The sequence below is a fragment of the Acinetobacter sp. 802_lipA genome (assembly GCF_058242885.1).
On sequence record NZ_JBZAYP010000001.1, the window covers coordinates 221789 to 239459 of the forward strand.

Below are 17671 nucleotides of genomic sequence, written 5' to 3' on the forward strand. Positions count from 1 at the left end.
TAATAAAACTTTCATGATGAAGTCACAAAGTGCTTCACTAACTTGGAATTTTATCCAAAGCACGATCTTGTAAGCTTAAATTTCCACGTAAAACATCGGAAAACATGCGCCAGTCAGAAATAAAACTATACAAAGGCTGTTTAAAACTAGCTGGCTTATTTTTTTCAAAAACAAAATGACCCACCCACGCACAGGCATAGCCAGAGACTAAGCCGTATATAAAATAACGCGGCTTGCGTTTAAGTATGGCTTTAGAGAAAAAGTACAGTCCAATTGAACTGCCCGCAACGTGTAGCCGACGACTCATGATGTTGCGGTGCTCTGTTAGATAAAAACGATAAAACTGGTGATAGGCCTTAATCGGCAATTGAAAATTAGGTTCAGCGTCGTGTTCCTGTTTCGGTTCAACCTGAGCATTCATCTGTCATCATCCTGATGTTTTTCTATCAACATAACTGAAAATATGCAATCTGCAAAGTGCAATCGCCTCTGGGAGCGCGTCCACTAAAAACAGAATTGTTTTTTGATCAATCTCGCACTGCAACTTTGTTTTATTGTGTCGTCAAGTCTTACATACTGTCTCTTTTTCGCTACAATCCAGTGGTCCATTGGTGTGCCTTTAGCGCACATAAAAACAAACTACAGATCATGCATCTCAATACATAAAGGCTTGGCATTGACCTAGCCCCTCAAATTAGGAATTTTTCATGGTTGAAATTGAATTAAAATTTCAGATTAGCGAAGCACGACGTACCGCCCTTCTTAAAGCTTTAGATCCTAAAAAATCTGAAACGATTCAACTTCAAGCCAAGTATTTTGACACGCCTGATCGCCTCTTGGCTCAACACGGCGCTGCTTTGCGTCAGCGTCTTGAAGGTACTCGCTGGATCCAAACACTCAAAGCCGCAGGTAAAAGTCATTTACACCGTTTTGAACATAATCATAATTTGGGTGAGTTAGAGTCATCTCCTGAACTGGACTTAAGCATTTATCAAGCTATTCCAGAGGCTCAGCAAATTTTAACCCAAGCTTTAGGCTCAGATGCAGCTGCGTTAAAGCTCACCTTTGAAACGGACATCCAACGTACCTATCGCGTCATTGAATTTGAAGACGCTGAAATTGAAGTCTGTTTGGATGTAGGAGTGGTTCGTGCATCTGGTCGAGAACAGACCATCCATGAGGTAGAATTCGAACTCAAATCTGGCTCTGTTCAGTCACTTTTGGCCTTTAGTTTTGAATGGGTGAAAAAGTATCAACTATGGTTAGATGTCCGCAGCAAAGCCGAAATGGGTAACTTACTGGCGCTTGAGCAAACAGTGAGTCCAGCACGTTTTGAAAAAGAGTTTGTCTTATCGAAAAAAGAAAGTGCAGCACATAACCTGAGTTTGTTGATTGGCCAGCAAATGCAGCATTTACTGCCGAATATTGCTGCAATTTCAGCAGGTGTTGCTGAGCAAAGCCATATTGATCAAGCACAAACTGCTTTAGAGCACTTACAACTAACCTTAGCTTTGTTTAAGGACTGGAATAGCAATATTTCTGATAAATGGGCGATGCAACTTGCCGCATTCAAACATCAGTTTGATCATTTACAACATTTGCAGCATATGCAAAGTACCCTAGGCGCTTTTCTTCAGAATCCAACCACTACAGAAAATCTTGCCAAAGACATCCTATATGCTCAAGAAAAGCTTGGAAATTTAGTTAAATCGACCCAAAACGTCCATCATTATCTTGAGTTATTAACCTTTAGTTTAAGTTCACATTATCAGGTGCAAAAGCAGGATTTAAAAACCTATGCGCACAATACCCTGCAAAACCAATATCGACAGCTACAGGAAAGCTTAAATGCTGCGGATATTAGTCACTTTGAAAGCTTAGATGTATTGGCGCAGAAAATTAAGGAATTGAAGTTTAGCTTTCCTATTTTAACGTCAATTTATGATGTGAAAAATTTGCAGAAATACAGTAAAGCGTTGAATGATGCCCAACAAGCTGCACATGAATATCAAATCTTGGCGACTTCAGCTGCATACATTCAACAGACCGAACTTGAAGCCAGTGATTGGTTTGTTTTGGGTTGGCTCACGGCAAAGCTTGAAGTTTATGCCGATAAACTTTTAGAAGCGACAGAACAGTTCTTAGTTAGCCGTAAATTCTTAAAATAACGCTCTGTATCCCATAGCAGTCATGTTAAATACATGACTGCTATCGACTCTCCATGAGGCTTGATAAGCCCCAAAACCACGATAGACAATCGTGGTTGGTGGCATGGATGTCACCAATTTATCTGTGATAAAAAAACATTATCAGAACAATACAGGCTTTCTATCACTTTTCATCTTTAAGAAGATATAGCTATGCACCCCTACTTAACGTCGAGTTATAGTCACTTCACGGCGACAATCCATACTTATTAACCCTGCATGTTTCTCAACCACGATCTTATTTTAAAAGTGACATCTAGCCCACTATTTCTGCTCTTTTAGCTTATACCTATTCAAAACTGGTCTTTTTTTGCTCAATTTAGCATATAGTAAAACGTAGATTGTCATGAGTCAGGGCTATGCAAGAGATTGAATTTAAGTTTCAAGTTCCAGTTAAGAAGCGTAAGGCCTTGCAAAAAACCTTTACACTGCTCAAGGCTGAGCCGATTCATTTGGCAGCCCAATACTTTGATACAGTCGATCAAACGCTTGCTAAGCATTGCATAGAGATTCGACGGCGTCTGGAAAATGATGCATGGAAACAAACCTTCAAAGCAGTGAACAGCGCAAAAGCATTGAGTCGCTTTGAACTTGAATTTGATATTTCACTACCTGAAACGACTACACTCGACTTAGATAACTATGAAGCTTATCCTGCTGCCTATAAAAAATTAAAACGCGCTTTGGGGCTTCCACTTCCAACCCTTGAATTGCTCTTTGAAACCAAGATCCAACGTTTACGCGTTTTGCAGGATGTTGGAAACAGTACAGTTGAAATTGCTCTCGATATTGGAAAAATTTTTAAAGAACAAAGCAGTGTTGATATTTTCGAGATCGAATTTGAATTAAAACAAGGATCGATAGAAGATTTAATCGCATTTATACGACCTTGGATTCAAAAGTATAAACTGTCGCTCGACACACACAGTAAATCTGACTATGGCCTTCTAGCTGTTCGTCAGAAAAGTTGCTTTCCTGCACAGTATCAAACACTTCTTGTACTGAACAAAACCTCAAGCGAAGCTGAAACGCTACAAAGCATAGTGGCCAATTGCTTACAGCACTTACTTCCCAATGCCAGTTCAATTGCTCGACAGCAGTACTCCAGTGAGCATGTGCACCAAGCCCGCGTGGCAATCCGCCGTTTACGTACCGCACTGAAAAGTTTTGCTGCATGGTCGGAGGACATTCAACCACACTGGAAAAAGGAACTCACCACTATTTTTCAAGCCTTAGGTGGAACACGTGACATCGATGCGCTAAACGAAGACTTACTCCCTCAACTGATTGAGGCAGGTTATCCTTTAGACCATCTTGCCCCAAGTATAGATGCTATTTCTGATGTCTGCGCCCTATTCCAACGAGCAGAAACGACGCAACTTTGGCTTGAATTAATTTTATTTACAGAGCAAGAACTAGATTCGCCTTCAAAAGCCAAACTGAAAAAGCATGCACTCAAAGTTATACATGCTTTACACGATAAAATATGTGCACATGCCGAGCACTTTAGCCAGCTTGAAGATGAGGAAAAACACCGTATTCGTAAACAACTCAAACAACTGCGTTATAGCATTGAGTTTGTGACGTCTTTACTCGATGCAAAAGCATTAAAAACCTATTTAAAAAAACTCAAAGCAGTTCAGGAAAGCCTAGGGCACTATAATGATTTGGTGGTTGCAGATGCCTTATTTCAACAAGCCCCTGAACCAGAAGCCGCTTATAGTTTTGCTACAGGATGGATCGCCGCGGAAAAAAATAGAATGCTGAAATTGGTTGAACAAGAGCTTAGGCTGTTCAGTCAAACCAAAAAGCTGAAATAGTCTTTTAAATTAAAATATAGATCAGCAGCGAAAAGTTCTTCTATAGGTGAATTCCCTGTCTACACCTAAGTTAACGATACTTTCCGTACACCTTCCACGTATTGTTATCTGCTAAGGGGGCGTTATAGCTATCACTGCGCTGCTTACGTGGTTTGTCTCGTGCATCGACCAATTCAAAGTGTGCTTCGGTACTTAACACGATACCATTTACATAAAATCGGGTACGGGTATATTCACTCTGCCCATGCTGAAACACATAGGTTCTGAGGTCAATAAATTCCCTATGCGCAACCAAGGCGGCGTTATCATCGCTGTCCAACCAAGCGCGCATGGCTTGGACTTGCTCTGGCTCAAACTGCCCACATTTTTCGATTAAGCTTGCAATACCGCGAAAACTTTTAGATTCTTTGGCGCGGGTTTTATTAATCCGAATACGATCGACGTGAAAATAAAACAGCGGTAAGTTCAAATGACTAGGTAAATGAATTGCATCCAACACTTCATCTTCCATAAAAGGTTGGAACAAGTCTTGTGCCCGCTCAATCAAACCCATCCACTGACGGTAGTAGTCCTCAACTTCCGCTTTCGTGCCATAGTAGATCGGTAAGCCTTCGACATTGGCTAAATTTTGTGGTGGCCAAATGTTTTGACGCAATAAAGCAATATCACTTTTTAAACTTTGTACCGCAATCGCGTCTTGCATGGATATTCTCTATTTTATTGCTTAGGCTATTTTTAGATTAAGGCAAAGGTTTAGTTTCTGCAAGGCTTTGCCTATAATGCAGTCTGAGTTATTTATGTATTTTAGGACAAGTTCATGGTTCAGAAGATTGAAGCAACAGATGTAACCGAAGAAGAAGCGTTGAATGCTGCTTTTTTTGAACGTGCAGATGAATTTATTAAGCAAGCAAACGATTTTTGTCGCACTGAAAAAGGTTCACAAGTGAAACCTGCTGAAATACGTGGCCAAGTGAGTGCTGCGATGTTGTTTGGTACAGCCCGTTTTAACACGTGGGTGGCAGCCAACAACTTTAAAGATGGCGATGAAATGCGTGATGCCAAAGAGCAAGTGATGTCTTATATTTTGCAACAGTTCCAAATGATGCTTGAAGACAACTATGACGAATATTGTGAACAGTTTGAAAACTACCTTCGTTTCCGTCATAACGAAGAATTTCATGCCAACAAGCATGACCACAAACACGATCACTGATCAATCCAAGCCTGCCTTGCGCAGGCTTTTTTTATTTCGTCGTATTTGAAACGAAATACAATGTTGCAACACCTCAATTTACAGTAAGGTAATCGCTAAGGAATATGACTTAGGGAAGAACATGCAGCATTTGGACTTTGCACTCATCGATCCGCACATCCATCAGTGGGACCCCTATAACACGCCACATGCAGCGGCTTTGGCAGTCAAATTATTGGGTAAGCATCCTAAGCTTTTGGACAAAATGGTTCGTTTGGTGAAACCTAAAGATCTGATTGAAACCCTAGGCCTAACCCGTCATATCACACGTCCTTATTTGCCCCAAGACTATAAACTCGATACTGGCCCATACACAGTAGAGCAAGTGGTACATGTTGAAGCCAGTTGGCATCACAGCAAAGGTAAAGGTGTGGTTGAGGAAACTCAGTTTATCGAGTCTTTAGCTTTTGGGGCAGATACGGTCAAATTGGGTGGCATTGTCGCAACAGCTGACCCACGTGATCGTAACTTTAAAAAAATCCTAAAATTACACCATAAAGCTTCACCACACTTTCGTGGTATTCGTAAAATGGCGTCTTTTCATGAAGACAAAGCAATCCATTCGTGGACAGATGAGCCACACTTATATCGCAATAAAAAATTTCTCAAAGGCTTCGAAGTGCTGTCCCAATACAACTTGAGTTTTGATGCTTGGGTTTATTCCACACAGCTTGAAGATGTGATTTATCTGGCCAAGCAGTTCCCTGAAACTTCCATTGTGCTAGACCATCTAGGTACACCCGCAGGTTTATTTGGTCCAATTGGTGCAAATACAGGGATGACACAAACAGCGCGGGAAAATATTTTCTTTCGTTGGAAAGACGACTTAGCTGAACTTGCAAGCTATCCAAATGTCTATACCAAAATGTCGGGGCTTTTCATGCCTGTATTAGGACATCGTTTTCATAAAGAAGGCCGACTGGCTTCCAAACAAGAAGTCTTTGACCTTGCACATCCCATGATTACACATGCCCTTGCCTGTTTTGGAACCTATCGGGTAATGTTTGCCTCGAACTTTCCTATGGATTCGGTCAATACATCGTTAGTGAATATTATCGATGCCTTTAGCGATGTCGTCGCTGCCTATGAGCCTGATGCTTTAGAGCGCGTATTCCATCACAATGCCAAACAGTTTTATCGGCTTTAATTGAAAATTAATTCACAAAACCTATGACAAAAAGAACCCCTCAATTTTGAGGGGTTCTTTTTAGCTGAGAACTGAAATCTTTACTTTTTCAACGCTGGCTGCGCTTTGCCATATTGGTCAGCCATCACTTCAACCAACTGATCCAGCTTAATATACTTCTGAATCACTGCATCAACATCAGCTCTACTGATTTTGGCCAATGCTAAATCACGCTGCTCACGATCCAGTAAAGTACGATTACGTTTCATTTGAGGAATCAGCATGCGATGGATATTGCGACTATCTTCAAGTGCAGTCACACGCTTTTTCAAAATATCGGCCTTGGCAGCTTCCACTTCCTGTTCAGTAACGCCTTTTGCCAGTAACTCATTCAACACTTTATAGACCGCCTGAGACACTTGAGCCGATTTACCTGCGCTATAGTTTGCATCAATCGTCAGCGCTCCTGACTCCGTCCAGTCATCCAGCGAAATGCTGCTGCCAAAACCATAGACCAAGGCATTCTTTTCACGTAGCTCTTGCGCCAAACGAGAAGATAATTGCGACTCACCTAAAATGTGCTCGAGTACCTGTAAGGCTGGTGCATCTGGGTGGTATGTGCCCACGGGGAACGTCATAATGCTCTGATAGCTACCAAACTCACGCTGCTCTGACAGTGCATGTACACGCTGCGCTTTATATGCAGTAAAGTCAGAAGTAATTCGCTGATAAGGCGCTGCCGAATTCCAGTTTGCAAAAGCCTGATTTAAAGTCTTTTTCATCTTTTTCGTATCAATCACGCCCGTTACCGAAATTTGTGCATGATTCATCGCAAAAAACTGCTGATACAGCTGTTTAACCTGAGCTTGTGTTGCGGCCTGATACTGCTTCTTGACATATTCAGGCTCGAAGTGATGTCGAATATCCCCAATTGGATAAGTTTCAAGTAACCGAGCAATGGTTAAAGCCGCTACAGTTTCAGGCTCAGTATACGGTCGATCTAGACTTGCTAAGCTTTGTGACTTAATCAAATTAAACTGGCTTTGTTCAAAAGTTGGATTTTTAAGTACATCGATCACGAAGTTAAAAAATTCATCAAACTTTTCTTTCTTCGCCACGATTGAGATATTGATGCCGTTACCATTACTTGCTGCACTTGCACCACCGCCTGCGTCGATCGAGTGGTCAGCAATATCTTGCAAACTATATTGAGTTGACGCTCTGAGCAGTAAATAAGAAGTCAGGTCTAATAACTCTGCTTTATTAAACAAACTTTCTGCTGTACCAAAGTCAATCGAAATGGTGGCATAGGTCTTATCGTCACGCGTAGTACTTGGGTACAGCGCATATTGCATGCCATTTTTTAACTTGCCACGCTGAATTTGTTTTTCAGCACTTTCTAAATATTGCTTTGAACTTTTTACATATCCAGCCACTTCTGCTTTATACGCACTGACATCTTTCAATGGTTCTTCAGCCACGGTTTGCTGATCTAAAGTTTTTGTAGGCGTGGCTGCTGCCGCATGTTCAAGTGCTTTTTTCTGATCTTCTGGGGTCGGTAAAATAGTGCCTGAAATCCGATGCTCTGGGATCAAAAAGTCATCTAAACGTTGGTTCACATCAGTAACGCTGAGCTGTTGTAATTGTTGCTGATCTTTAAAGTATTGTGTCCAATCACCATTGGCAGAAACCACATAGTCACTGAGCATGCCACCGACTGCTGTTGCACTGCTGAACATGCTTTCTTGTGCATTTTTAATCATACTCTTCACACGGTTGAGCTCAACCTCATTGAAGCTTGGTGTTTTTTCTACACCAGTAACCAAAGCTGACTCGACTTTCTTTACATCATGGTTGGGTGCATAAACTGCACCCATAAACACCATATTGAAATCTTGGTCTAACCATGTGGTTGACTGAACTGCTGTCGCCGTTCCTGTTTCTACAATGCTTTGGTACAAATGCCCACTGGGTTGCATGGTGTATAAATACGGTGACACCGCCAGCGCAGTCTTAATGTTCTCGTTTTTACCATTCAGGTAGATATTATATTTGGCGAAATTACTGCCTTTTTTCACCACAAACTGGCGATCTTTAATCTTACTGGCATCTAAGACAGGCACTTTAACTTTCGCAGGCACAGCGCGCGTTTTAATCGCACTAAACTTTTCATCAATCTGCTTCAGTACAGCTGCTTGGTCAAACTTACCTGAAATGACAAATACCGCATTATTCGGTGCATACCAGTCACGATAAAACTTATTCAGTTCAGCCATTTTGATTGACTGTAACTCATTTAGATCACCAATCGGTAAACGCCCTAAATATTGATTACCATAAGCAGACTTCCACATCTGATCCATGAGTACCGAAAAAGGCTGATCCATACGGACTTCACGCTCGCGTTTTACAATCGCGATTTCAGACGGTACATATTTTTCTTGGAGCACCAAGCCGTCCATACGCTCAGCTTCAAGATGAATCAGCTCATTAATCGCATTTTGTTCAGGACGAACCACATTAATATATTTGGTTGAATAATAGTCCGTGCTGGCATTATTCATTAAACCGTACTGATCTAAACGGCGCTGAAACTCGTCCCCTGGAACATTTTTAGTTCCCTTGAACGCTAAATGTTCCAGTAGGTGCGCCAAACCGCCCTTACCTTTGGGATCGTTCAATGAACCAGTCAAATAGACCATATTCATATACACTTTATTTTCTTTATCGTTTGGCGCAAGAATAATACGTAAACCGTTATCTAATTTATATTCTTCAATTTTCTGTTCCGATTTTACCAATACGGGTTGTGCCCATACTGTGCCCCCAAAGCCAAGTAGCAATACCGACAAACTCAATGTTTTAAAACGCATTAACATTATTTTTCCAAATAATTCGACAAAATATGAATGATTCTCAACATCATAGAGGAAAGTGAAATTATTTTTATAGTAATTTGGTGAAAAATAGCATTTTAATCAATGCTTATTTTTCACCAGTAGTTTTAATTTAAGAGAATTACAACTTAATCTAAGTAAAGTTCAGCCGTCATATATAACTTGGCATAGCCTGAGATTTGGATCCGTGTTTCAGACTGAAGATCGCAGTAAAGCAATCCTCCACGGCTCGATGCCTGATAGGCAATCAATGAGGTTTTACCCAACTTCTCCGCCCACAAGGGCGCAAGACCTGTATGCATGGAGCCTGTCACAGGGTCTTCATTGATGCCTTTATGCGGTGCGAAATAACGCGCGATATAGTCATAGTCTTGCGACGTTGAAGTCAGGGTAACATCCAAGTTTTCAGCGGTAATAGCAGTACTGACTTTGTGCTTTTCTGCCATTTGACGAATTTTATCCAAGTTCGGTTTGGCATCCTTAACGGCCTGCTCAGACTCACACACTAAAATATAAGCCTGTGGATTTAAATAGACTTCTTTAATTTCACAATCGACCAATTCATGAATTTCCGCAGGATAGTCTTCTAACTTATGCGGTGCACGAATTGGAAAATTCATATGAATCTTGCCATCAACATCTTGATCAATGATAAAAACACCCAAGTCTTTCACATGAAACTGGATACGTTTGGCATCGGTATAATCCCGAAACAGGACGAAACTACTGGCTAAAGTCGCGTGCCCACAAAAGTCCACTTCAACCTGAGGAGTGAACCAGCGAATTTCATAGTTTTCAGCATCAATCACTTTCACAAAAGCCGTTTCTGCCAAATTATTTTCCAAGGCAATATTCTGCATCAAATCTACTGCTAACCATTCATCACGCACAATCACAGCGGCAGGATTACCTTTGAATAATTCAGTTGTAAAGGCATCGACTTGATACATTTTCATCGTTTTTCTCCTAAATTGAAGCTTTATTCTGCAAAAAACTGAGTAAAAAAGTAGATACAGTTTTTAGTCATTTATGGATACACGCCCAATAAAAAGAAGCCTAATCATGAAGATAGGCTTCTTTTCAGTTCATAAGCTATATATTTCTCAGCTTAAACTTCTTTTAAGTCCACATTGTCTTGCTCAAAAATACGCTTATCCGTTTGACCTAAGACTTGACTGGTCACGACACCTGCGGTCATAGAACCATTCACATTCAAAGCTGTACGCCCCATATCAATTAAAGGCTCAATTGATATGAGCAGTGCAACCAAAGTCACAGGCAAGCCCAGCATCGGTAGGACAATCAGTGCTGCAAATGTTGCTCCACCACCTACACCAGCCACCCCAATCGAGCTCAAGGTCACGACACAAACCAAAGTCAAAATCCAGAGTGGATCGAGTGGATTAATGCCCACTGTCGGTGCAACCATAACGGCCAACATCGCAGGATACAGCCCCGCACAGCCATTTTGCCCAATGGTCGTACCAAATGATGCTGAAAAGCTGGCAATTGACTCAGGTACGCCCAGACGTCGTGTTTGTGCTTCAATATTTAAAGGAATACTCGCAGCACTTGAACGGCTGGTAAATGCAAAGGTCAGCACAGGCCAAACCTTTTTAAAGAACTGAATTGGGTTCATACCTGTGAGTGCCAAAATCACGGCGTGCACGATAAACATAATCGCCAAGCCGATATAAGACGCAACCAAGAAGCCACCTAAGTTTAAGATGTCCGCCATTTTAGAATTGGCCACAATATTGGTCATAAGTGCGAACACACCATAAGGAGTGAGCATCATAATTAGACGCACCAACTTCATGACCCACGCTTGCAAGATGTCAATTGCAGACAACAGCTTTTGCCCTTTTTCAGCATCCGCTTTCATTAGGTTCAAGCCTGCAATGCCTAAAAACACTGCAAAAATGACTACACTGATAATTGAGGTTGGATGTGCCCCTGTCAGCTCGGCAAAAGGATTGCTCGGAATAAATGACAGAAATAAATCAGGCACTTGCAAGTCAGCCACTTGCCCGACATAGTCAGTTTGAATCGTATTTAAACGTTCAGTTTCTTGTGTCCCTTGCACTAAACCTGCCGCAGTTAAGCCAAACAGATTGGTCACCACCACACCGACAAATGCAGCAATTGCTGTGGTAAATAACAAAGTTCCAATACTGATAAAACTAATTTTACCCAATGAACCCGCATCGTGTAGCTTAATCACAGCGCCTAAAATGGAAACAAATACCAAAGGCATCACCACCATTTGTAGTAGTTTGACATAGCCTTTACCGACCAAATTAAACCACTGTACCGACTCTTGCAGTACAGGCGAATGCGTACCATAAAACCCATGTAAAGCGAGACCAAAAACAATACCGAGACAGAGACCTGCCAGTACTTTCTTCGCTAAACTCCAATCGGTTTTACGGGTTCGGCCCAGTAAAAAAAGCAATGCAATAAAAATGATGACATTGACGATTAAGGGGATATTCATATTGTTTCCCTAAATGATGCTGTCATAATTATAAATCAAAATTTAAACGGGCTTACCGTTTTGCGCCATATTCCACGCTGAATGTACAAATTTAGACTGAATTGGCAGTTTTAGAATGTGGTATAAAGCATTTAAACGGCTGTTAAAGTGTTCTTTTATATGAATCAATCTCTGCTTAATCCTCACATTCTGCCCGTCCCTTTAGAAAAAACATATCGGCTACTCAACCACGGCCCAACCGTGCTGGTTTCCAGTCAAGATGATGAAAGCACCGATGTCATGGCCGCGGCTTGGGCATGCGCCCTAGAGTTTAGCCCAGCCAAAGTGACGGTCGTACTCGATAAATCGACAAAAACCCGCAGTATTATTGAAAAATCGGGTTTGTTTGCGCTGCAAGTCCCTACACTTAAACAGCTGAAAATGGTCTACGCACTGGGCATGATCAGTCAATATGATGCTCCTGAAAAGTTACGTCAGTGTGGGGTCGAACTTTTTCAGTTTGGTCACAGCCCAATTCCAGTGGTTGAAGGCTGTAGTGCTTGGATTCTGTGTGAACTCATTCCTGAACCACATAATCAACAGCAACATGACTTGTTTATTGGCAAAGTCATTGCCGCTTATGCAGATGATCGTGTTTTTAGAGATGGGCATTGGTACTACCATGAAGCCGCAGATGAATGGAAAAGCATCCACCATGTTGCAGGCGGACACTTTTATACCATTGGTGATGCAGTGGATATCAATCAACTCAAAGATACTGATTAAATTGACTGCGCCTTTACTCCGCTCGACTAAAGGCGGACATCACCCGATTGTTTTATTGTAAATTTCATCTTATAGTTCAAGTGTATTTTTTAAACAAATAGTCAAATTATGATGAACAGGACGTTCTCAAGCACCGTACAACTGAGTCTCTTTCTCTGCCTGAGTATGTGCTTGGGAATTGGCATCTTACGTTTTTCTTATACCGCTCTGCTGCCGTCCACACGCGAAGCCTATGAGTGGTCACACAATTTCGCCAGCTTACTCGGTAGTGCCAATCTGCTGGGCTATCTGATCGGCGCATTTTGGGCGATGAAGTTGCCACAAAATGCAAAAATGCCGATCTATATCATTTTTGCTGCGCTCTTTGGTTCAATCAGCCTGTTTGCCTGTGCATTTGCGCATTTTAATGAAGTCTGGTATTTGGTGTGGCGCATCATTTCAGGTATCGGCGGTGGTTTGCTGATGATTCTATCGCCCAGTATTGTGGCACAGTGCAGTGAGTTACAGCACCGTTTTAAAATTAATCTCATTGGATTTAGCGGAATAGGAATTGGTGTATTGGCAGCCACGCTGTTTATGCCGTATTTAGACCGTATTGCAATCAGTAGCGCATGGTTCATTCTCTGTGGCTTTGCATTTGTCATTACATGGTTATTATGGATACTTGTTCACCCTTTCCAAAAACAACTGCACAGTATCCCTACAAGCCAGCCCCAGACTTATACAGTGAATAAAATTTACTATAGCTTACTCATTGTTTATGCCTGCAGCGCCTTTGCGTATATTCCCCATTCTTTGTTTTGGATTGATTATTTAAGCCATGTGTTAACGCTAAATTTATATTGGATCAATTTTAACTGGATTTTATATGGCTTAGGCAGCGCTTTGGGTGCAGCGACAGCTTATGCTTTAGCGCGTAAATTTGGCAACTTTCTGGCTTTAAAGATTTTATACAGTGTCTATATTGCGGCAGTTTTTATTGCGGTTCTGAGTTTCTCGCCTGTATTTACGCTCCTGTCTTCATTTCTCACAGGCCTACTGAACCCTGCGGTGGTCTTTCTCACCTCCTACACCATCTTACAACTCTACGGCTTGGCCTATAAAAAACTGTGGAGTATGGCGACACTCAGCTTTGCAACGGTACAGCTGGTTGGTGGCCTAAGTTTTAGTACCTTGCAGCATTTGGGTTGGTCATATCACTTTCAGTTTATGCTTGCTGCGGGAGTACTCGGTTTAGGAACACTGCAACTATTTTATTTTACTCGTAGGACATCCACCTCCAATCCAACAACTAAAAAAGAGGCCTTTTAAGCCTTCGCATTGAAGAGAAACAAAAAAGAATTAACCTACTTGCGTTAGTCGGGCGCGTTATAGAGGGTCATCCATGTTAAATACGTAGTGATATTTTTAACTTACTCCTAAATATTACAAACGTAAGGTGTAAGAATAAGAAAAGAACCTAATTGATATACCCTCTATGACCAATACAATGAACGCATTCAAACTTTTACAGCTTTAGATGAAAGCTCTGTTATTCAATGCATTTAAAGTTAAATACGGATAAGGATTTACGGCTCCTTTTCCAGTCCTATAAATTCCATAGTGCAAATGTGGTGGCGTATTCTTGGCATTGCCAGTGTTTCCGACATAACCCAACACCTCTCCTACTTCAACCCAATCACCCGTTTGAATATTAGGCGCATAAGCATCTAAATGTGCATAGTAGTGACGGCTTAAGTTTGGTCCCATTACCCATACTACTTGTCCACCTAGACTATTGAGGCCGACATCCAAGACAATGCCTGATGTAGCGCTTAAGACAGGTGTACCACGTTTAGCGAAGATATCAATACCTTGATGTTTTCGGCCCTGACCACGTGCAGCCCCCCCCAAGTGTCCTGTATCTGCTTATGGCTTACACCTTGTACAGGCACATTTAAGATTTTCTCTAAAGGTGTCTTATATAATTGCCAAGGCTCTAGACTAGCAGATTTACACTTAATTTTACCTAATGAGGTTCCACAGCTCAGTTGCTAACTCATTAGGTTCCCTCATCCAACGCCATTCAGTTTCTTTAAGATGATAATCAAAGTACTCTTTTGATATGCCGTTAAACTTTGCTAGCCTTCGTTTACAAAAGCTCCAAAATGATTCTATTCCATTTATATGGCATTGTCCTCTAGCAAACTCATTTGCTCCGTGATTTACCCTAAAATGCTTTGAATAACCCACATCAACAAGACCATTAATCACTATAAATCACACTCTCAAGTGAAACTTTACCAATGATAACCTCTTGTAAAGTCTTCATTTTACAGTCAGGTACGATTTCAGTATAGACGCGCCCATTACGTTCGAATATTCCAAACACTGGCTATTTTAGAGTCCCACGACCACGCTTTAACTTTCCATGAAACCCACGTTGCCTTTTCGCTCCAAAATAGCTTTCATCTACTTCTATTGAACCAACAAACTTAGCTCTTAAATCTGTTTGATGATCATAGATAGTTTCTCTAAAAAGCATGTACCAATAATTAATCGTATTACGATTTAAATTGAGTAATAAGGCTGTTTTGGAAGCAGGAATATCAACACAAAAGCATTGAATAATTTTTTTAATCTTGTAGTGACTTAATTTACTGTTTTCTATCATTATTCTAGACTAACATAATTATTCTGCTAGTCTAGAGCCATTGCCAATATAAATATGGATAACTCAAACCTGCTGCTTCACCCGAAGCGGGTGGCTGACATCCACTCATCAGCAGACTTGTACTTAAAATAGCTCCACTCAGAACTAAACGAGACATGATTCAACTACTCAGCTAATTTTTAGATATTAAAATAAGATAAAGTTACCTTTTCATACTAAATGCCTCATATATTGAAAGATATCTTATATATGTAACGGCAAAGCCCTCATATAAAATGAGGGCTTTGCTTCGAATAAACCACGTAAAACTACTTACACTTCTTCAGTTTTTTCTCTAAGGCTTTCAGCTTAGACTGATGCTTAGAGATTTTTTTTAAACGTGCTTTGATCTTCTGTTTTAATGTTTTCACAACATTATTCGACATAGGGGCCTCCTTTGGTTCAACTCCCTTTGATCGATTCTTCCTTGAAATACCTTTAACATTCGTTCATGAAATAGCAATACGCCTAGCGTTGATGCTGATTTGGGTTCGGTTAGTTTTGATTAGGCTGTTTTTGCGGATTTTGCTGTTCTTGTGGCTGGTTCGGCTGTTGCTGTTGTTGCTGCTGATCTTGCTGTTCTTGGGGTTGATTCGGCTGTTGTTGACGTTGTTGCTGATTATTTTGTTGTTGATTAGCCATGAGACTACTCCTTTTTCATCATTTGCCGTAGTTGACAAGTCCCACCTTACAGTAATAGGGAGAAAACCCAAGCCATAAGCTGTATCAAGGTGATTCAATGTAATTACATATATAAATTATGGTTAAGAATCAACTCCCCCTTATTATTCAGCCTTACCTATACTCACTCAAAACACTGATCCCTTAACCTAGCCTTACATTGTAATCATATTTCCACAGCTATTCTCAAGCCAACAAAAGAGAACCCGCAGTATATGCGGGTTTCTATCATTTTTAGCTTAAGGCTTATTCCATATTCGCAATAATAGCCTCACCAAACTCCGAACAACGCAATAAGGTCGCATTCGGCATTAATCGCTCAAAATCATAAGTGACTGTTTTCGCCTCAATTGCCCCTGAAATGCCTTTAATAATCAAATCTGCCGCCTCTACCCAGCCCATATCCCGTAGCATCATTTCAGCAGAAAGAATAATGGAGCCTGGATTGACTTTATCTTGACCGGCATATTTTGGCGCTGTTCCGTGCGTGGCTTCATAAACAGAAATCGCCCCACCAATATTCGCACCCGGCGCAATACCAATCCCTCCAACTTCTGCAGCCAGTGCATCAGAAATATAGTCACCATTCAGGTTTAAAGTCGCAATCACTGAATAGTCCGCAGGACGCATTAAAATCTGCTGCAAGAATGCATCGGCAATCACATCTTTAATGATGATGTCTTTACCATTTTTTGGATTTTTAATTTTTACCCATGGCCCGCCATCAATGAGCTCACCACCGAAACGGTCCATCGCAAGTTCATAACCCCACTCTTTAAACGCTCCTTCGGTATATTTCATGATGTTGCCTTTGTGAACCAAGGTCACACTCGGCTTATCATTATCAATGGCAAATTGAATGGCTTTACGCACAAGACGCTGCGTTCCCTCTTTCGATACAGGCTTAATCCCGATACCACAGTTATCTTCAAAGCGGATTTTAGTCACGCCCATTTCTTCTTTGAGAAACTTAATTACTTTCTTTGCCTCGGGAGAATCGGCTTTCCACTCAATTCCTGCATAAATATCTTCTGAGTTTTCACGGAAAATGACCATGTCAGTCAGTTCAGGGTGCTGAACAGGTGATGGTACCCCTTCAAACCAACGTACAGGGCGTACACAGACATACAAATCTAATTCTTGGCGTAGCGCCACGTTCAAAGAACGAATGCCCCCGCCGACGGGTGTTGTTAAGGGGCCTTTAATTGAAACCACAAACTCGCGTAGCGCATCAAAAGTTTCTTCTGGCATATAAGAGCCATAAATTTTATTGGCTTTTTCACCGCAGTAGACTTCCATCCACTCAATCGAGCGTTTACCACCATATGCTTTTTGTACTGCAGCATCTACTACAGTTTTCATGGCTGGTGTAATGTCGACACCAATACCATCGCCTTCAATAAAAGGAATAATCGGTTGATTTGGAACATTTAATGATAAATCTGCGTTTACGGTAATTTTACTACCATCCGCAGGAACGATGATCTTCTGATAACCCATTTTGCAGGTGCTCCCTTTTATTATAATTGGCAAATTTAAAAAATAATTGCCGATAGACAATACTTTCCACTCTTCTTATCGCATAATAGCTTAATCGAATTCCGCTGTTTTTGAGATTTATACGAGAAATAACTACATTTCTCTATTAAATAAATCTTGATATTTCTTATTTTATGTAATTACAGAAGTTATTGACTATGAAAATCGTCATCCTGAATAATGCTGATAATATGA

Annotated in this window: 14 protein-coding genes and 2 pseudogenes; 6 read left to right on the plus strand and 10 right to left on the minus strand. The window is 41.0% G+C overall.

The window, feature by feature from the left end; all coding sequences use genetic code 11:
* Positions 1 to 37 precede the first annotated feature (37 nt).
* Positions 38 to 421 carry an Mpo1-like protein gene (locus AC4CU3_RS01105; protein ID WP_259233806.1) on the minus strand — a complete coding sequence of 128 codons (384 nt, stop codon included), beginning with the start codon at positions 419 to 421 and terminating at the stop codon, positions 38 to 40.
* A gap of 286 nt (positions 422 to 707) precedes the next feature.
* Here AC4CU3_RS01105 and AC4CU3_RS01110 point away from each other — a divergent pair, with 286 nt between their 5' ends.
* Positions 708 to 2168 carry a CYTH domain-containing protein gene (locus tag AC4CU3_RS01110; RefSeq protein ID WP_279044358.1) on the plus strand — a complete coding sequence of 487 codons (1461 nt, stop codon included), beginning with the start codon at positions 708 to 710 and terminating at the stop codon, positions 2166 to 2168.
* A 398-nt stretch (positions 2169 to 2566) separates the two neighbouring features.
* Positions 2567 to 4027, plus strand: a complete 1461-nt coding sequence (locus AC4CU3_RS01115; RefSeq protein ID WP_279044357.1) for a CYTH and CHAD domain-containing protein — start codon at positions 2567 to 2569, stop codon at positions 4025 to 4027.
* Positions 4028 to 4097: 70 nt separating this feature from the next.
* Here AC4CU3_RS01115 and AC4CU3_RS01120 read toward each other — a convergent pair whose 3' ends face one another.
* The gene (locus AC4CU3_RS01120; protein ID WP_178927894.1) at positions 4098 to 4730 is read right to left on the minus strand and encodes a hypothetical protein; all 633 of its coding nucleotides are present in this window, start codon (positions 4728 to 4730) and stop codon (positions 4098 to 4100) included.
* Between the two features lie 114 nt (positions 4731 to 4844).
* On the opposite strand from AC4CU3_RS01120, the gene AC4CU3_RS01125 reads away from it, so the two are divergent.
* Together AC4CU3_RS01125 and AC4CU3_RS01130 are read left to right on the plus strand one after the other, a co-directional pair.
* On the plus strand, positions 4845 to 5240 hold the full coding sequence (locus AC4CU3_RS01125) for a DUF3144 domain-containing protein (RefSeq protein WP_004696747.1): 396 nt from the start codon (positions 4845 to 4847) through the stop codon (positions 5238 to 5240).
* A 121-nt stretch (positions 5241 to 5361) separates the two neighbouring features.
* Positions 5362 to 6426 (plus strand): amidohydrolase family protein, encoded by a 1065-nt coding sequence (locus AC4CU3_RS01130; RefSeq protein ID WP_004696746.1) that lies wholly within the window; start codon positions 5362 to 5364, stop codon positions 6424 to 6426.
* Positions 6427 to 6506: 80 nt separating this feature from the next.
* Here the strand turns inward: AC4CU3_RS01130 and AC4CU3_RS01135 are convergent, their stop codons facing one another.
* The 3 genes from AC4CU3_RS01135 to AC4CU3_RS01145 form a co-directional block, all read right to left on the minus strand.
* Positions 6507 to 9284: a M16 family metallopeptidase gene (locus AC4CU3_RS01135; RefSeq protein ID WP_279044353.1), complete on the minus strand. Its 2778-nt coding sequence runs from the start codon at positions 9282 to 9284 to the stop codon at positions 6507 to 6509.
* A gap of 146 nt (positions 9285 to 9430) precedes the next feature.
* Complete coding sequence (locus tag AC4CU3_RS01140; RefSeq protein WP_279044352.1) at positions 9431 to 10258, minus strand: PhzF family phenazine biosynthesis protein; 828 nt, start codon at positions 10256 to 10258, stop codon at positions 9431 to 9433.
* Between the two features lie 152 nt (positions 10259 to 10410).
* On the minus strand, positions 10411 to 11799 hold the full coding sequence (locus tag AC4CU3_RS01145; protein WP_490737932.1) for an L-cystine transporter: 1389 nt from the start codon (positions 11797 to 11799) through the stop codon (positions 10411 to 10413).
* A gap of 159 nt (positions 11800 to 11958) precedes the next feature.
* Between AC4CU3_RS01145 and AC4CU3_RS01150 the strand changes: the two genes are divergently transcribed.
* The gene (locus AC4CU3_RS01150; protein ID WP_490737933.1) at positions 11959 to 12564 is read left to right on the plus strand and encodes a flavin reductase family protein; all 606 of its coding nucleotides are present in this window, start codon (positions 11959 to 11961) and stop codon (positions 12562 to 12564) included.
* 108 nt (positions 12565 to 12672) lie between these two features.
* Positions 12673 to 13875, plus strand: a complete 1203-nt coding sequence (locus AC4CU3_RS01155; protein ID WP_490737934.1) for a YbfB/YjiJ family MFS transporter — start codon at positions 12673 to 12675, stop codon at positions 13873 to 13875.
* A gap of 204 nt (positions 13876 to 14079) precedes the next feature.
* On the opposite strand, the pseudogene AC4CU3_RS01160 reads toward AC4CU3_RS01155, so the two are convergent.
* The 5 genes and pseudogenes from AC4CU3_RS01160 to icd form a co-directional block, all read right to left on the minus strand.
* Positions 14080 to 14537, minus strand: a pseudogene (locus tag AC4CU3_RS01160) (M23 family metallopeptidase); the annotation flags it as partial.
* 31 nt (positions 14538 to 14568) lie between these two features.
* Positions 14569 to 15217, minus strand: a pseudogene (locus AC4CU3_RS01165) (IS1595 family transposase).
* 31 nt (positions 15218 to 15248) lie between these two features.
* On the minus strand, positions 15249 to 15374 hold the full coding sequence (locus tag AC4CU3_RS01170) for a hypothetical protein (protein ID WP_279044365.1): 126 nt from the start codon (positions 15372 to 15374) through the stop codon (positions 15249 to 15251).
* A gap of 377 nt (positions 15375 to 15751) precedes the next feature.
* Complete coding sequence (locus tag AC4CU3_RS01175; protein ID WP_279044366.1) at positions 15752 to 15898, minus strand: hypothetical protein; 147 nt, start codon at positions 15896 to 15898, stop codon at positions 15752 to 15754.
* 285 nt (positions 15899 to 16183) lie between these two features.
* Positions 16184 to 17437 (minus strand): NADP-dependent isocitrate dehydrogenase, encoded by a 1254-nt coding sequence (gene icd, locus AC4CU3_RS01180; RefSeq protein ID WP_005401098.1) that lies wholly within the window; start codon positions 17435 to 17437, stop codon positions 16184 to 16186.
* Between the last annotated feature and the right edge of the window lie 234 nt (positions 17438 to 17671).

Bases quoted from the DNA above. Each gene is read 5' to 3' on its own strand.
- AC4CU3_RS01110 (WP_279044358.1), top strand. From the start codon at position 708: ATGGTTGAAATTGAATTAAAATTTCAGATTAGCGAAGCACGACGTACC.
- AC4CU3_RS01120 (WP_178927894.1), bottom strand. From the start codon at position 4,730: ATGCAAGACGCGATTGCGGTACAAAGTTTAAAAAGTGATATTGCTTTA.
- AC4CU3_RS01150 (WP_490737933.1), top strand. From the start codon at position 11,959: ATGAATCAATCTCTGCTTAATCCTCACATTCTGCCCGTCCCTTTAGAA.
- AC4CU3_RS01155 (WP_490737934.1), top strand. From the start codon at position 12,673: ATGATGAACAGGACGTTCTCAAGCACCGTACAACTGAGTCTCTTTCTC.
- AC4CU3_RS01125 (WP_004696747.1), top strand. From the start codon at position 4,845: ATGGTTCAGAAGATTGAAGCAACAGATGTAACCGAAGAAGAAGCGTTG.
- AC4CU3_RS01135 (WP_279044353.1), bottom strand. From the start codon at position 9,284: ATGTTAATGCGTTTTAAAACATTGAGTTTGTCGGTATTGCTACTTGGC.
- icd (WP_005401098.1), bottom strand. From the start codon at position 17,437: ATGGGTTATCAGAAGATCATCGTTCCTGCGGATGGTAGTAAAATTACC.
- AC4CU3_RS01130 (WP_004696746.1), top strand. From the start codon at position 5,362: ATGCAGCATTTGGACTTTGCACTCATCGATCCGCACATCCATCAGTGG.
- AC4CU3_RS01105 (WP_259233806.1), bottom strand. From the start codon at position 421: ATGAATGCTCAGGTTGAACCGAAACAGGAACACGACGCTGAACCTAAT.
- AC4CU3_RS01175 (WP_279044366.1), bottom strand. From the start codon at position 15,898: ATGGCTAATCAACAACAAAATAATCAGCAACAACGTCAACAACAGCCG.
- AC4CU3_RS01115 (WP_279044357.1), top strand. From the start codon at position 2,567: ATGCAAGAGATTGAATTTAAGTTTCAAGTTCCAGTTAAGAAGCGTAAG.
- AC4CU3_RS01140 (WP_279044352.1), bottom strand. From the start codon at position 10,258: ATGAAAATGTATCAAGTCGATGCCTTTACAACTGAATTATTCAAAGGT.
- AC4CU3_RS01145 (WP_490737932.1), bottom strand. From the start codon at position 11,799: ATGAATATCCCCTTAATCGTCAATGTCATCATTTTTATTGCATTGCTT.
- AC4CU3_RS01170 (WP_279044365.1), bottom strand. From the start codon at position 15,374: ATGTCTCGTTTAGTTCTGAGTGGAGCTATTTTAAGTACAAGTCTGCTG.